We start from the raw sequence: 14,057 nt of genomic DNA on the forward strand, positions 1-14,057 counted from the left end.
GTATTATGATCCGCGGACAAGATCTATCGAGCAGCGGACACATCATCGGGAGTATTGACGATTCATTTATGGAAACTCTGGCGCAAAAACAGTGGAACTCCTTCCCGGATAACTCCATGACCGAACTGCCGCAGGACGTATTCTTTCGCTCTTATGTCCTGGAAGCCAACCACCATGTACCGCAGCATTCACACTCTTTTATGCAATTTCATTTCGCCCGCAAAGGCAGCATGCGCATTGATGTTGCTGGTAAGTGCTGGATAATCCCGGCGCATTATGGCATCTGGATCCCAAATAATACTGAGCATGCAGTTTGGGCATTGGATGATGTGTATTTAGAAAATCTGGATATTAAACCGGGCTTTCTTGAAGAGAACATCAATGAATGCAAAGTTGTGGCTATCAGTGATTTCGCAAGAGAGTTTATTCATTACGCCACGAATTCAATTTCAGGTCATTATGATAGCCAGTCAAAAGAGGGCAAACTGGTTAGCGTACTGGTCGATATTATTCTGCAACTCCCGGAAGTCGCCTTTGTATTACCCTGGCCGCAGGATCGCGAATTAACCAAAGTATGCCGAACCATACAAGAATCCCCCGCCCTGGAGCATTCAGTTGAATACTGGGCGCATCATCTGGGTATGTCTGCCCGTACCTTTTCACGCCATTTCAAAAAAGAAACCGGATTGCCTTTCAGCGTCTGGAAGCAAAAAATGCGTATTCTGGAATCCGTATTAATGCTGAAAAAAAATAAAAGCGTGACCGCCGTGGCGCTCGACGTAGGATATTCAAGCACCGCGGCATTTAGCTATGCCTTCCGCCAGGCGTTTGGCGTTCCGCCATCTAATTATTAATCTGCCGCTTTACGCTGATGCCAGTAGGCTGCCGCACGCACCCGTTGAGGGTCAAACGCCTCGGTTTCAAAGCGAGCACTCAGGTTTTTTACCACCTTGCCTTCGCCAGTAATCCAGACGTAATAATCATCTGCGGGCACAGTTAGTCGCGATAAGCGTTCATTCACCGCCTGCGCGTCATGGCCGATAAACCACTCAATAGTAAACCTGTCGAGATGGGCAAGATAATCCTGGTACGCCGCATCCTGCACGCTGACCAGCGCCGTGACGTTTGGACGTACCGCTAAACGGCTGAGCGACTCCAGGCGTCGGCGTAGCGCGGGCATTCCCGACTCATCGCACACATAAACCTGATACGCATAATCCTCTGGCACCACCAAAGAACCGCGCGGCCCGCCGATTGTCAGCTTGTCGCCCTCGCGGGCATTCATCGCCCATGTACTCGCCACGCCGCCATCATGAATATAGAAATCCAGCGCCAGCTCATGGCGCGCTTCGTCATACAACGGCGTGTAGTCACGGGAAAGCGGACGCACACCGTCAGCCCAGACAATGCCTTCATCGGTGACGACAGGCGGCACAAAGTGGCTGCCCGGTTCAGGGAAAAAGACCTTGGTATGGTCGTCAAAGCCGTGTGAGCTAAAACCGTCCAGAGCGTCACCGCCCAGTACAATGCGCTGAAAGCCCGCGCTAATACGCTCTACGCGCAGGACGGTAAGTTCTCGAAAACGCAGTTCATTACGAACGCGCTGCGGGTAGCGTGAGGTGTTTTTTGTCATGTTATCGCCTTCGTGAAAATAATAAGATATATCTAAATTCATTTTTTAAATGATAATGATTGCTAATAAAGAAGATTGCAAGCACTTTTTTGATATAGTCACCGTCTGATTAAACAGCTATCAAAAACCAACAAAAACACTAAATAATCATAATCTTAAACAACATCTATTTTGTAGACTTGCAAAATGACAATCTTTAGATATAAATTAGATATATCTAAACTACATAAGGATACGATGATGCAAAACCATCATGAAGGTTGCTGCAAAAATACAGAGCACCAACACGAAGGCTGCTGCAAGGGTGAAGGACATCACCACGAAGGCCGCCACAACGAGCACCATGCAGGCTGCTGCAAAGGTGAAGAAGATCGCCATGAAGGCTGTAACAAAGATCACCACCACGAGCACGGCTGCGGGCACCGCCATGGTCGCGGCGGCGGTGGTCGTCGCCAACGCTTCTTCGGTCACGGAGAATTACGCCTGGTCATTCTGGATATCTTGACCCGCGACGCCAGCCACGGCTATGAGCTGATAAAAGCGATTGAAACCCTGACTCAGGGTAACTATACCCCGAGCCCGGGCGTTATCTATCCGACGCTGGATTTCTTGCAGGATCAGGCACTGATCACCGTCAGCGACGAGGAAGGTGGGCGTAAACAGATTGCGATCACGACTCAGGGCCAGCAATGGCTGGATGAAAACCGTGAGCATCTGGGCCATATCCACGAACGGATCAAAGCCCGCTGCGTGGGTTTTGAATTACGCAAAAATCCACAGATGAAACGCGCGCTGGAAAATTTCAAAGCCGTGTTGGATCTACGCGTTAATCATGGTGATACCAGCGATGCGCAGATCAAAAAAATCATCGGTATTATCGATCGCGCTGCGCTGGATATTACTCAGCTGGATTAATCTGCACAGCAGGCGGAACCCGTTTGCCCGACGTTCCGCCTGTATTATTAGTATTAATGCAGCACCGTGACCGCATCTTCCAGACGACCCGCGCGATGTTTCACCATTGCGGAAATCTGCGCACTCTCTTCAACCAGTTCGGCGTTTTTCTGCGTAATGTTGCTCAGCTCATTCACCGCGCGGGTCAGGCTGGAAAGACCATCTGACTGTTCCAGCGTTGAGTGGCTGATTTGGGCGATCAGCTGAGTGACGTTTTGCACCTGCGCCACAATATCGTCCATCGTGCGTCCTGCGGCGTGAACCTGGTCGGATCCGGACTGCACTTTGTCGGCGCTGGCATCAATCAGCTTGCGGATATCATTGGCCGCACTGGCGCTGCGGCTGGCAAGATGACGCACTTCTCCCGCCACCACGGCGAACCCTTTCCCCTGCTCGCCCGCCCGCGCGGCTTCAACAGCGGCGTTCAAAGCCAGAATGTTGGTCTGGAAGGCAATATCGTTAATCAGCGTGGTAATGGTGCCGATCCGCTGGGTGCTGTTGGCGATATCGTCCATGGTTTTGATGACGGTATCCATCGCCTCACCGCCGTGCGTTGCCGCGCTGCTGGCGGCAATAGAGAGCTTATCAGCCGCCGCGGCGGTCTCTGAGTTTTGTTTTACCGATGCCGCCATCTGATTCATGGTGGTCACCGTTTCCTGCACGTTCTCAACGGTCTGCTGCGTATGCTTATTTAAATCATCGCTACCTTTTGCCAGCGTTTCGCTGTCGCTGCGCACGCAACTCACCTGGCTGGAGACGTCATGAATAAGCCAGCGACACATTAATCCCAGTTGGCCCACTGCTCGCAGCATCAGTCCCAGTTCATCGCTGCGGTTAAGATGCGACACGCTGTTCCGCTCACCGGTCGCCACTTTCAGCGCCTGACGGGTGACATTCTCAATAGGACGCACAATCTGCCATTCGAAAATAGCCGTTCCTAAAAGCATCACCAATGCACTCATCAACAGTAACGGCCATTCAGCACCCATTTGCTGCAATGCGACCGCTAGCAGGACAAACATGAATGCCATCACGCTGCGTACCCGCCAGCGAATCGGCATCGCCGGCAGTTTACCCAGCCAGCCTTTGCGTACCACCAACCCCTTATGGATACGCCGGTTGCAACGTCCTTCGTTCAGCGCTTTATATAAAGGCTCTACCGCTGCAATTTCCTCGTCAGTTGCCCGGGTACGAATCGACATATACCCGGTCACGCGTCCTTCCCGCACCATCGGCACCGCATTGGCCCTCACCCAGTAGTGATCGCCATTCTTACGCCGGTTTTTCACAATCCCGCTCCATGGCTCGCCCTGCTTCAGGGTGTACCACATATCCGCAAACGCCGCTTTTGGCATGTCCGGATGACGAACCAGATTGTGCGGCTTTTCGAGCAACTCATTCAGTTGATAGCCGCTGACCTGAACGAAGGTGTCGTTCGCATGGGTGATATAGCTTTGCAAATCGGTGGTCGACATGAGGGTGATATCATCATCCAGCGGTGTATTTTGCTGACTAACGTAGGGATGAGAAGACATGATTGCGTCCTGTGCAGGTTATCTGGTTGTTAACTCTTTCGGCTTATGTTATTTCGGCGATAATTTTTTATCTTTAGTTGTTAAATTTGATTTAGATCGCAATTTGCGATTAAACCTCAAAAACTGTACGCATTCTAATCCATTGATTTAAAATACTTTCATCCAGTAACTATTCAATATCACTTCTACCAGCGCACTGTCACAGTGCAAATATTGCCCATTTTTAGAGCAAATTTGCGTTTATTCGATCTGTTTTCAGGCTCCTGGTCTGGGCAAAATGCCAGCAAATGTTAAATAATGGCATTAAATGTTGCGTAAATAAGATGTTTCCTGGTGTTTATCCCGATTTTTGCTAAGCGCGCCGGAATGGCGCAATCCCTGCAATACTTAAATCAGTATCATGTGATACGCGAGCTCCGGGAGCATATTTTGAACAGGTTACCTTCCAGCGCATCGGCCCTGGCCTGCAGCGCACACGCACTGAATCTCATCGAAAAGCGCACGCTTGATCATGAGGAAATGAAATCGTTAAACCGAGAGGTGATTGAGTACTTCAAGGAGCATGTCAATCCGGGGTTCTTAGAGTATCGAAAATCTGTAACTGCAGGCGGGGATTACGGAGCCGTAGAGTGGCAAGCGGGAAGCCTGAATACGCTTGTCGACACCCAGGGGCAGGAGTTCGTCGATTGCCTGGGTGGTTTTGGAATTTTCAACGTGGGGCACCGTAATCCAGTCGTGGTTTCCGCCGTACAGAATCAACTCGCGAAACAACCTCTGCACAGCCAGGAGTTACTTGACCCTCTGCGGGCCATGTTGGCAAAAACTCTCGCCGCACTGGCGCCCGGTAAACTGAAATACAGTTTCTTCTGTAACAGCGGGACCGAGTCGGTTGAAGCCGCTCTGAAGCTGGCGAAAGCGTATCAATCACCGCGCGGTAAATTTACGTTTATTGCCACCAGCGGCGCATTCCACGGTAAATCACTGGGCGCGCTGTCCGCCACGGCTAAATCTACCTTCCGCAAACCCTTTATGCCGCTGCTGCCGGGCTTCCGTCATGTGCCGTTTGGCGATGTTAACGCGATGCGCACCATGCTCAGCGAGTGTAAAAAGACCGGTGACGATGTCGCAGCCGTGATCCTCGAACCCATCCAGGGTGAAGGGGGGGTGATCCTGCCGCCACAAGGCTATTTAACCGCTGTTCGTAAACTTTGCGATGAGTTCGGCGCACTGATGATCCTTGACGAAGTGCAGACCGGGATGGGGCGTACCGGCAAGATGTTCGCCTGTGAGCACGAAAATGTGCAGCCCGACATTATGTGTCTGGCCAAAGCGTTAGGCGGCGGCGTGATGCCCATTGGCGCAACCATTGCCACCGAAGAGGTGTTCTCCGTCCTGTTCGACAATCCTTTCCTGCATACCACCACGTTTGGTGGCAACCCGCTCGCTTGTGCGGCTGCGCTGGCCACCATTAACGTCCTGCTGGAGCAAAATTTACCGGCTCAGGCGGAGCAGAAAGGCGATATGTTGCTGGATGGTTTCCGTCAGCTTGCGCGGGAATACCCGGACCTGGTACATGATGTACGCGGCAAAGGCATGCTGATGGCGATTGAGTTTGTCGATAATGAAATCGGCTATAACTTTGCCAGTGAGATGTTCCGCCAGCGGGTGCTGGTCGCTGGGACGCTGAACAATGCCAAGACGATCCGCATCGAACCGCCGCTAACGTTAACGATCGAGCAATGCGATCTGGTGTTGCGATCAACACGCAAAGCCCTGGCAGCATTACGGGTGAGCGTGGAGCAGATGTAACAGATGTCTGTCCGGCCTGCGTGAGCAAACGTAGGCCGGATAAGGCGTAGCCGCCATCCGGCATCAGCACAATTTAAACAATCCGCACGCCTGCAGGCATCACCCGTTCTGGCGTTAACAGCACGCTTTCGCTGCCATCGTCCGTCTCAGCGCACAGCAGCATACACTCTGATGTTTCACCGCGCATTTTGGCCTTTTGCAGATTACACAGCACCACCACCGTTTTCCCCATCAGCTCCTCTTCGCTGTAATAAGGCACCAGGCTGGTCACGGTTTGCAGCGTACGCTCTCCCACATCAACCTGTACGATATACAGCTTATCGGCATTGTCATGGCGCTTAACCTGTGCGATTTTTCCAACACGTATTTCCATGCGGGCAAAATCAGCAAATGCGACAGTATCCATTGTTTTCTCCTTTGGTAAAATTTTACTAAATACTAGCAAACTATTTTCCGGGCATTGTTCTCAAAAGCGGGGAAATGACGTATCCATCACACTCTGCAAGCCCAGTTTTACCCCGAGCATGTCAATTAAACGTGCTTTTTTTACTGAAAACAGATGAATAGATAAGCACTTCATTTACAATGCGCAGGTAACTCAGGGAAAAGGCAAACATGGCAACACTTAAAGACATCGCAATCGAAGCTGGCGTGTCCCTGGCGACAGTGTCCCGGGTTTTAAACGATGACCCCACGCTGAATGTAAAAGAAGAGACCAAGCATCGCATTCTGGAGATCGCGGAAAAGCTGGAGTACAAAACCAGCAGCGCCCGTAAGAACCAGACCAGCGCACTCGGCCCCCAGCATATTCTGGCGCTCTACAGCTATCAGCAGGATTTGGAAATCAACGATCCTTACTATCTCGCGATCCGCCATGGGATTGAAACCCAGTGCGAGAAGCTGGGGATTGAACTGACCAACTGCTATGAGCACAGTGGGTTGCCGGAGAGCAAAAACATTACCGGCATTCTTATTGTCGGCAAGCCTTCTCCTGCGCTGCGCGAGGCGGCAACAGCGCTTACCGACAACATCTGCTTTATCGATTTTCATGAACCCGGCAGTGAATATGACGCTGTCGATATCGATCTGGCCCGCATCAGTAAAGAGAGCATCGACTACTTCATCGCCCAGGGCGTGACCCGCATTGGCTTCATCGGCGGCGAAGATCAGCCTGGCAAGGCTGATATCCGCGAAGCCGCGTTTGTCGAATACGGTCGCCTGCAGCAGGTCGTTTCAGAACAGGATATTTATCGCGGCGGCTTCTCCAGTTCATCAGGCTATGAACTGGCCAAAAAAATGCTGGCGAAAGCCGACTATCCCAGCGCCCTGTTTGTAGCTTCTGACTCGATTGCTATTGGCGTTCTGCGCGCCATTCACGAGCGTGGACTGAACATTCCGCAGGATATTTCGCTGATTAGCGTTAATGATATCCCGACGGCGCGCTTCACCTTTCCTCCGCTTTCCACCGTACGCATCCATTCAGAAATGATGGGCAGTCAGGGCGTCAACCTGCTGTTTGAGAAAGCCCGCGACGGACGTGCACTTCCCCTGCTGGTTTTTGTTCCCAGCAAGCTGAAACTTCGCGGTACCACCCGCTAAAATCCCCCGTTAATCCGTCCGGTTTCTGCTGAAGCCGGGCGCGCATTGTCATGCATTCTTTTCTGCGCCCGAATTATTTTCGTGATCCAGTTAAAGTAAATCACCTCACTCGCTATATTTTAGTAAAATTTTTACTAAAATCACCATCAATTACACTTACTCACCATTAAAATGAATGGTTCCGATTTTTCTCCACCGGGAGGCCTTATGAATCGCTGGGAAAACATTCAGCTCACCCACGAAAATCGACTGGCGCCACGCGCATATTTTTTCTCTTACGACTCCGTTGCGCAAGCTCGCTCGTTTGCCCGCGAAACCAGCAGCCTCTTTCAGTTGCTGAGCGGTCAGTGGAATTTCCAGTTCTTTGAGCATCCGCTGCAGGTGCCGGAAGCCTTTACGTCGCAGTTTATGAGCGACTGGGGCAACATCACCGTACCCGGTATGTGGCAGATGGAAGGGCACGGCAAGCTGCAGTATACCGACGAAGGTTTTCCTTTCCCGATTGATGTCCCCTACGTACCGACCAATAACCCCACCGGAGCCTACCAGCGTATTTTCTCTCTCAGCGAAGGCTGGCAGGGTAAACAGACGCTGATTAAATTTGATGGCGTAGAAACCTACTTCGAAGTTTACGTGAATGGTCAGTACGTTGGCTTCAGCAAAGGCAGTCGCCTGACGGCCGAGTTTGATATCAGCGCGGTGGTGAAAACAGGTGACAACCTGCTGTGCGTTCGCGTCATGCAATGGGCTGATTCCACCTACGTTGAAGACCAGGATATGTGGTGGTCGGCGGGAATTTTCCGCGACGTCTATCTGGTCGGCAAACAGGCGACCCATATCCAGGATTTTACTGTTCGTACCGATTTCGATGATGACTATCGCGATGCCACCCTCTCCTGCGACATCGTGCTGGAAAACATCGCCTCCACGCCAACGATGGCATCGCTCGAATACACTTTGTTTGACGGTGAGCAGACGCTGCATAGCGGCGTGATTAACGCTCTGACAGTGGATAAACTCACCCGCACCGCGTTCAATTTCAAGGTCAGCGCACCACAGCAGTGGTCAGCGGAATCGCCGTATCTCTATCATCTGGTGATGACCCTGAAAGATGCCAGCGGCAACATCCTTGAGGTTGTGCCGCAGCGCGTCGGATTCCGCGATATCAACGTTCGCAACGGTCTGTTTTACATCAATAACCGCTATGTCATGTTGCATGGCGTCAACCGTCATGACAACGATCATCTCAAGGGCCGCGCGGTTGGTATGGATCGCGTAGAAAAAGATCTGCTGTTAATGAAGCAGCACAACATCAACTCCGTACGCACCGCCCATTACCCGAACGATCCACGTTTCTATGAATTGTGCGATATCTACGGTTTGTTCGTCATGGCCGAAACCGACGTTGAATCTCACGGCTTCGCTAATATCGGCGATATCAGCCGGATCACCGACGATCCGCGGTGGGAAAATGTCTACGTTGAGCGCATCGTACGCCACGTCCACGCGCAGAAAAACCACCCGTCGATCGTCATCTGGTCGCTCGGCAATGAATCCGGCTACGGCTGTAATATTCGCGCCATGTACCACGCGGCAAAAGCGCTGGATGACACGCGTCTGATCCACTACGAAGAAGATCGTGACGCCGAAGTGGTGGATATCATTTCCACCATGTACACCCGCGTACCGTTGATGAATGAGTTTGGTGAATACCCACATCCTAAACCGCGCATCATCTGCGAATATGCTCACGCCATGGGCAACGGCCCCGGCGGGCTAACGGAATATCAGAACGTCTTCTATCAGCATGATTGCATTCAGGGACACTATGTCTGGGAGTGGTGCGATCACGGGATTCAGGCCAAAGATGAAGACGGTAACGTCTGGTACAACTATGGCGGTGACTACGGCGACTACCCGAACAACTACAACTTCTGCCTTGATGGCCTAATTTATTCCGATCAAACCCCAGGCCCGGGTCTGCAAGAGTACAAGCAGGTAATTGCACCAGTGAAAGTGCGCGCGCAGGATCTGGCTCGCGGCGAGCTGCGGGTAGAAAACAAACTGTGGTTCACCACGCTTGACGACTACACCTTGCATATTGAGGTTCGCGCCGAAGGAGATACGCTTTCTGCTCAGCAGATAAAACTGCGCGACGTTCCTCCCAACAGCGATACGCTGCTGCAATGCACGCTGCCGGAGCTGGATGCGCGCGAGGCGTTCCTCAACGTCACCGTGACGAAAGATTCCCGCACGTTATACAGCGAAGCCGGGCATCACATCGCGACTTATCAGTTCCCGCTGAAGGCCAGAACGGCGACTGCCGTACCGTTCAGTCTGCAAAACGCCACCCCTTTGACGCTGGAAGAGAACCGCCAGAGCTGCACCGTTCGCGGTTATAACTTCCATCTGATCTTCTCAAAGCTGACCGGTAAACCCATTAGCTGGAACGTCAATGGTGAAGAGCTGATTACCCGCGAGCCGAAGATTAATTTCTTCAAACCAACCATAGATAACCACAAGCAAGAGTTCGAAGGCCTCTGGCAGCCAAATCATATACAGATAATGCAGGAGCATCTGCGCGACTTTACCTTTGAGCAAACCGAAGATGCGCTGCTGATAACCAGCCAGACGATTATCGCCCCGCCGGTATTTGATTTCGGTATGCGCTGCACCTATCGCTGGCGGATTGCCGCAGACGGTCAGTTGAATGTGGAGCTTTCCGGCCAGCCTTACGGCGAGTACCGGGACATTATTCCGTGCATCGGCTTCACGATGGGCATCAGCGGTGATTTGGGACAGGTGGCCTGGTACGGACGTGGTCCTGGTGAAAACTATGCCGATAGTCAGCAGGCCAACATCATCGACATTTGGCGCAGCAGCGTGGATGAGATGTTCGAGAATTATCCGTTCCCGCAAAACAACGGCAATCGTCAGGACGTACGTTGGGCAACGCTAACCAATCGTCACGGTAACGGTCTGCTAGTGATTCCGCAGCGCCCTGTCAACCTGAGCGCCTGGCGCTATACGCCAGAAAATATCTTTGCCGCACAGCACTGTAATGAGCTGCAGCACAGCGATGACATCACCCTCAATCTGGACCATCAGCTACTGGGCTTAGGTTCTAACTCGTGGGGAAGCGAGGTACTTGATTCCTGGCGCGTCTGGTTTACGTCATTCAGCTACGGCTTCACGTTGTTGCCGGTTTCCGGCAGTGAGTCTGGCGCTCAAACCACCGCCAACCGTGCCTTTGGCACCGGGTTCTTTTCCACGAATATGCACAGCGAGAATACAAAATGAGGATCATCGACAACTTAGAGCAGTTCCAGCAACGCTATTCTTCGGGTCGGAAATGGCAACGCTGCGTCGAGGCCATTGAAAATATTGACAATATTAAGCCAGGCGTCGCTCACTCTATCGGTGATTCTCTGAGCTACCGTGTAGAGACAGACTCTGCAACCGATGCGCTGTTTACCGGCCATCGTCGTTATTTTGAGATCCATTACTACCTGCAAGGACAGCAAAAAATAGAGTATGCCGCCAAAGAGGATCTCCAGGTGGTTGAATATTATCGCGATGAAACCGACCGCGAATATTTGAAAGGCTGCGGAAAAACCGTAGAAGTGCACGAAGGACAAATGGTTATTTGTGACAACCATGAAGCCTATCGTTTTATCTGTAATAGCGTAGTGAAGAAAGTCGTACTCAAAGTCACCATCGAAGATGGTTATTTTCATAATAAATAAAAAACACAGGCGGCGCCGACGTTGCGCCGCCAGCACCCTATAATAATCAGGAATCGGAGATGTGCTATGTCTGATACCAAACGTAATACCATCGGCAAGTTCGGCTTACTTTCTCTCACCTTTGCCGCGGTTTATAGTTTTAATAACGTTATCAACAATAATATTGAGCTTGGTCTGGCATCCGCACCGATGTTTTTCCTCGCGACAATTTTCTACTTTATTCCATTCTGCTTAATCATCGCCGAATTTGTTTCGCTGAATAAAAACTCCGAAGCCGGTGTCTACGCATGGGTGAAAAGCTCGCTGGGCGGGCGCTGGGCCTTTATTACCGCCTACACCTACTGGTTCGTTAACCTGTTCTTTTTTACCTCGTTACTCCCGCGCGTTATCGCCTATGCCTCGTACGCATTTTTAGGCTACGAATACATTCTGACGCCGTTCGCCACAACCGTGTTAAGTATGGTGCTGTTTGCCTTCTCGACCTGGGTTTCGACCAACGGCGCAAAAATGCTGGGGCCGATTACCTCCGTCACCTCCACGTTAATGCTGCTGCTGACGCTGTCTTACATTTTACTGGCGGGTACTGCGTTGGTGGGCGGCGTGCAGCCTGCTGACCCCATCACCGTTGATGCAATGATCCCGAATTTTAACTGGGCGTTCCTCGGTATTACCACCTGGATATTCATGGCGGCAGGCGGCGCGGAGTCCGTGGCGGTATATGTCAACGACGTCAAGGGCGGGTCAAAATCGTTCGTGAAGGTCATTATCATTGCCGGGATTTTTATCGGCGTGCTTTATTCCATCTCCTCGGTGCTGATCAACGTCTTCGTCAGCAGCAAAGAGCTGAAGTTTACCGGTGGATCGGTGCAGGTATTCCACGGTCTGGCGGCATACTTTGGTCTGCCGGAACTGATCGTTAACCGCTTTGTCGGCCTGGTCTCCTTTACCGCGATGTTCGGCTCTCTGTTGATGTGGACCGCAACGCCGGTGAAGATCTTCTTCTCTGAAATTCCGGCGGGTATTTTCGGTAAAAAAACCGTCGAACTGAATGAAAACGGCGTACCGGCCCGCGCAGCGTGGATCCAGTTTCTGATCGTTATCCCGCTGATGATTATCCCAACGCTCGGTTCCAATACCGTGCAAGACTTAATGAACACCATCATCAACATGACCGCCGCCGCATCGATGCTGCCGCCGCTGTTTATTATGCTGGCCTACCTGAATCTGCGCGCAAAACTGGACCACTTACCGCGCGACTTCCGTATGGGTTCGCAAAAAACTGGCATTATCGTGGTATCAATGCTGATCGTCCTGTTCACCATCGGATTTATTGCCTCTACCTTCCCGACCGGCGGGAATATCATAACCATTATTTTCTATAACGTCGGTGGGATTGTTATTTTCCTCGGTTTTGCCTGGTGGAAATACAGTAAATACATCAAAGGGCTAACCAAAGAAGAAAAAGCTATTGAGGCTGCTCCCGCTTCAGATATCAATTAATGACTAAAACATAATAACAATAAACAATATTCTCCAAGGCTATAACCAAAATAATTCGAGTTGCATGAAGGCGGCAAGTGAGTGAATTCCCAGGAGCATAGATAACTATGTGACTGGGGTGAACGAACGTAGCTAACGCACATGCAGCTTGAAGTATGAAGGGTATATAACAATAAAAATTATATTTTATTTGCTTAGGATCGAAGCATGAATAACATTAGCCATTGTTGCAGGGCAATTATTGCCCTGCCCTTTTTCTGCGTCTCTTCTGTGGGTGCAGAAGAAGTTCGCCCTGCTGAACACGACGATACGAAAACACCTGCTATAACCTCCCCCTCTTTTCGTTTTTATGGCGAATTGGGCATGGGTGGATATATGGATTTAGAAGGAAAAGATAAGCATAAATACAGCGACGGTACTTACATTGAAGGTGGCCTGGAGATAAAACACGGTTCATGGTTTGGTCTGATCTACGGCGAGGGCTGGACCGTGCAGGCCGACCATCAAGGCAATGCCTGGGTTCCTGACCATAGCTGGGGCGGATTCGAAGGCGGGATCAACCGCTTTTACGGTGGTTACCGTACCGATGCTGGAACAGAGGTGATGCTCAGCCTGCGCCAGGACTCCTCGCTGGATGACCTGCAATGGTGGGGGGATTTCACGCCAGACCTGGGCTACGTTATTCCGAATACCCGAGACATCATGACCGCCATTAAGGTGCAAAACCTGACCGGCCATCTGCGCTATAGCGTGACCGCTACACCCGCCGGACATCACGATGAAAGCAAAGCCTGGTTGCACTTTGGTAAATACGATCGCTACGACGATAAATATACCTATCCGGCCATGATGAACGGTTACATCCAGTACGACCTGACTGAAGGCGTAACCTGGATGAACGGTCTGGAGATAACGGACGGTACCGGACAGCTGTTCCTGACCGGCATCCTCTCGCCCAACTTTGCCGCCCGCGCGTGGCACCACACGGGTCGCGCCGACGGGCTGGATGTATCCGGCACCGAGACCGGCTATATGGTCAGCGCGATGTATGAAGCGCTAAAAGGCGTTTACCTCTCCACCGCATATAGCTACGCCAGACACCGACCGGATCGCGCTGAGGAAGAAACCACGTCCTTTATGCAGTTCGGTATCTGGTATGAATACGGCGGCGGACGTTTCGCTACCGCCTTCGACAGCCGGTTCTATATGCAGAATGCATCTGGTGACCCGAGCGACCAAATCTTCCTGATGCAATATTTCTATTGGTAACAAGGACCGGAA

Annotated in this window: 11 protein-coding genes; 8 read left to right on the forward strand and 3 right to left on the reverse strand. The window is 51.4% G+C overall.

The window, feature by feature from the left end; all coding sequences use genetic code 11:
• Nucleotides 1-5 precede the first annotated feature (5 nt).
• Nucleotides 6-854, forward strand: coding sequence for a helix-turn-helix domain-containing protein (locus tag C2U41_RS19005; RefSeq protein WP_032941143.1), 849 nt, complete (start codon nucleotides 6-8; stop codon nucleotides 852-854).
• Here C2U41_RS19005 and C2U41_RS19010 read toward each other — a convergent pair.
• A complete protein-coding gene (locus C2U41_RS19010; protein ID WP_103848566.1) occupies nucleotides 851-1,633 on the reverse strand; it encodes a siderophore-interacting protein in 783 nt (260 codons plus the stop codon). The genes C2U41_RS19005 and C2U41_RS19010 overlap by 4 nt on opposite strands.
• A 237-nt stretch (nucleotides 1,634-1,870) precedes the next feature.
• Here C2U41_RS19010 and C2U41_RS19015 point away from each other — a divergent pair, with 237 nt between their 5' ends.
• Complete coding sequence (locus C2U41_RS19015; protein WP_162906142.1) at nucleotides 1,871-2,548, forward strand: PadR family transcriptional regulator; 678 nt, start codon at nucleotides 1,871-1,873, stop codon at nucleotides 2,546-2,548.
• 53 nt (nucleotides 2,549-2,601) lie between these two features.
• On the opposite strand, the gene C2U41_RS19020 is transcribed toward C2U41_RS19015, so the two are convergent.
• Nucleotides 2,602-4,122, reverse strand: a complete 1,521-nt coding sequence (locus tag C2U41_RS19020; RefSeq protein WP_003841468.1) for a methyl-accepting chemotaxis protein — start codon at nucleotides 4,120-4,122, stop codon at nucleotides 2,602-2,604.
• Nucleotides 4,123-4,551: 429 nt separating this feature from the next.
• Here C2U41_RS19020 and ygjG point away from each other — a divergent pair, with 429 nt between their 5' ends.
• Complete coding sequence (ygjG, locus tag C2U41_RS19025; RefSeq protein WP_168150126.1) at nucleotides 4,552-5,931, forward strand: putrescine aminotransferase; 1,380 nt, start codon at nucleotides 4,552-4,554, stop codon at nucleotides 5,929-5,931.
• Nucleotides 5,932-6,004: 73 nt separating this feature from the next.
• On the opposite strand, the gene C2U41_RS19030 is transcribed toward ygjG, so the two are convergent.
• Entirely contained in the window at nucleotides 6,005-6,337 is a 333-nt protein-coding gene (locus C2U41_RS19030) for a tRNA-binding protein (protein WP_003024768.1), read from the reverse strand.
• 209 nt (nucleotides 6,338-6,546) lie between these two features.
• Here C2U41_RS19030 and ebgR point away from each other — a divergent pair, with 209 nt between their 5' ends.
• From ebgR to ygjJ, 5 genes are all read left to right on the forward strand, one after another.
• Nucleotides 6,547-7,530: a transcriptional regulator EbgR gene (ebgR, locus tag C2U41_RS19035; RefSeq protein ID WP_003024771.1), complete on the forward strand. Its 984-nt coding sequence runs from the start codon at nucleotides 6,547-6,549 to the stop codon at nucleotides 7,528-7,530.
• Between the two features lie 207 nt (nucleotides 7,531-7,737).
• On the forward strand, nucleotides 7,738-10,830 hold the full coding sequence (gene ebgA, locus C2U41_RS19040) for a beta-galactosidase subunit alpha (protein ID WP_103848564.1): 3,093 nt from the start codon (nucleotides 7,738-7,740) through the stop codon (nucleotides 10,828-10,830).
• A complete protein-coding gene (locus C2U41_RS19045) occupies nucleotides 10,827-11,276 on the forward strand; it encodes a beta-galactosidase subunit beta (RefSeq protein ID WP_032937328.1) in 450 nt (149 codons plus the stop codon). The genes ebgA and C2U41_RS19045 overlap by 4 nt, the downstream gene beginning before the upstream one ends.
• 66 nt (nucleotides 11,277-11,342) lie before the next feature.
• Entirely contained in the window at nucleotides 11,343-12,776 is a 1,434-nt protein-coding gene (locus C2U41_RS19050) for an amino acid permease (RefSeq protein WP_016151017.1), read from the forward strand.
• 207 nt (nucleotides 12,777-12,983) lie between these two features.
• Complete coding sequence (gene ygjJ, locus C2U41_RS19055) at nucleotides 12,984-14,045, forward strand: protein YgjJ (protein WP_032937326.1); 1,062 nt, start codon at nucleotides 12,984-12,986, stop codon at nucleotides 14,043-14,045.
• Nucleotides 14,046-14,057: the final 12 nt, after the last annotated feature.

It is taken from the genome of Citrobacter freundii complex sp. CFNIH4 (assembly GCF_002934505.1).
GTDB lineage: Bacteria > Pseudomonadota > Gammaproteobacteria > Enterobacterales > Enterobacteriaceae > Citrobacter > Citrobacter freundii.

Bases quoted from the DNA above. Each gene is read 5' to 3' on its own strand.
- C2U41_RS19005 (WP_032941143.1), top strand. From the start codon at position 6: ATGATCCGCGGACAAGATCTATCGAGCAGCGGACACATCATCGGGAGT.
- C2U41_RS19010 (WP_103848566.1), bottom strand. From the start codon at position 1,633: ATGACAAAAAACACCTCACGCTACCCGCAGCGCGTTCGTAATGAACTG.
- C2U41_RS19015 (WP_162906142.1), top strand. From the start codon at position 1,871: ATGATGCAAAACCATCATGAAGGTTGCTGCAAAAATACAGAGCACCAA.
- C2U41_RS19020 (WP_003841468.1), bottom strand. From the start codon at position 4,122: ATGTCTTCTCATCCCTACGTTAGTCAGCAAAATACACCGCTGGATGAT.
- C2U41_RS19030 (WP_003024768.1), bottom strand. From the start codon at position 6,337: ATGGATACTGTCGCATTTGCTGATTTTGCCCGCATGGAAATACGTGTT.
- ebgR (WP_003024771.1), top strand. From the start codon at position 6,547: ATGGCAACACTTAAAGACATCGCAATCGAAGCTGGCGTGTCCCTGGCG.
- ebgA (WP_103848564.1), top strand. From the start codon at position 7,738: ATGAATCGCTGGGAAAACATTCAGCTCACCCACGAAAATCGACTGGCG.
- C2U41_RS19045 (WP_032937328.1), top strand. From the start codon at position 10,827: ATGAGGATCATCGACAACTTAGAGCAGTTCCAGCAACGCTATTCTTCG.
- C2U41_RS19050 (WP_016151017.1), top strand. From the start codon at position 11,343: ATGTCTGATACCAAACGTAATACCATCGGCAAGTTCGGCTTACTTTCT.
- ygjJ (WP_032937326.1), top strand. From the start codon at position 12,984: ATGAATAACATTAGCCATTGTTGCAGGGCAATTATTGCCCTGCCCTTT.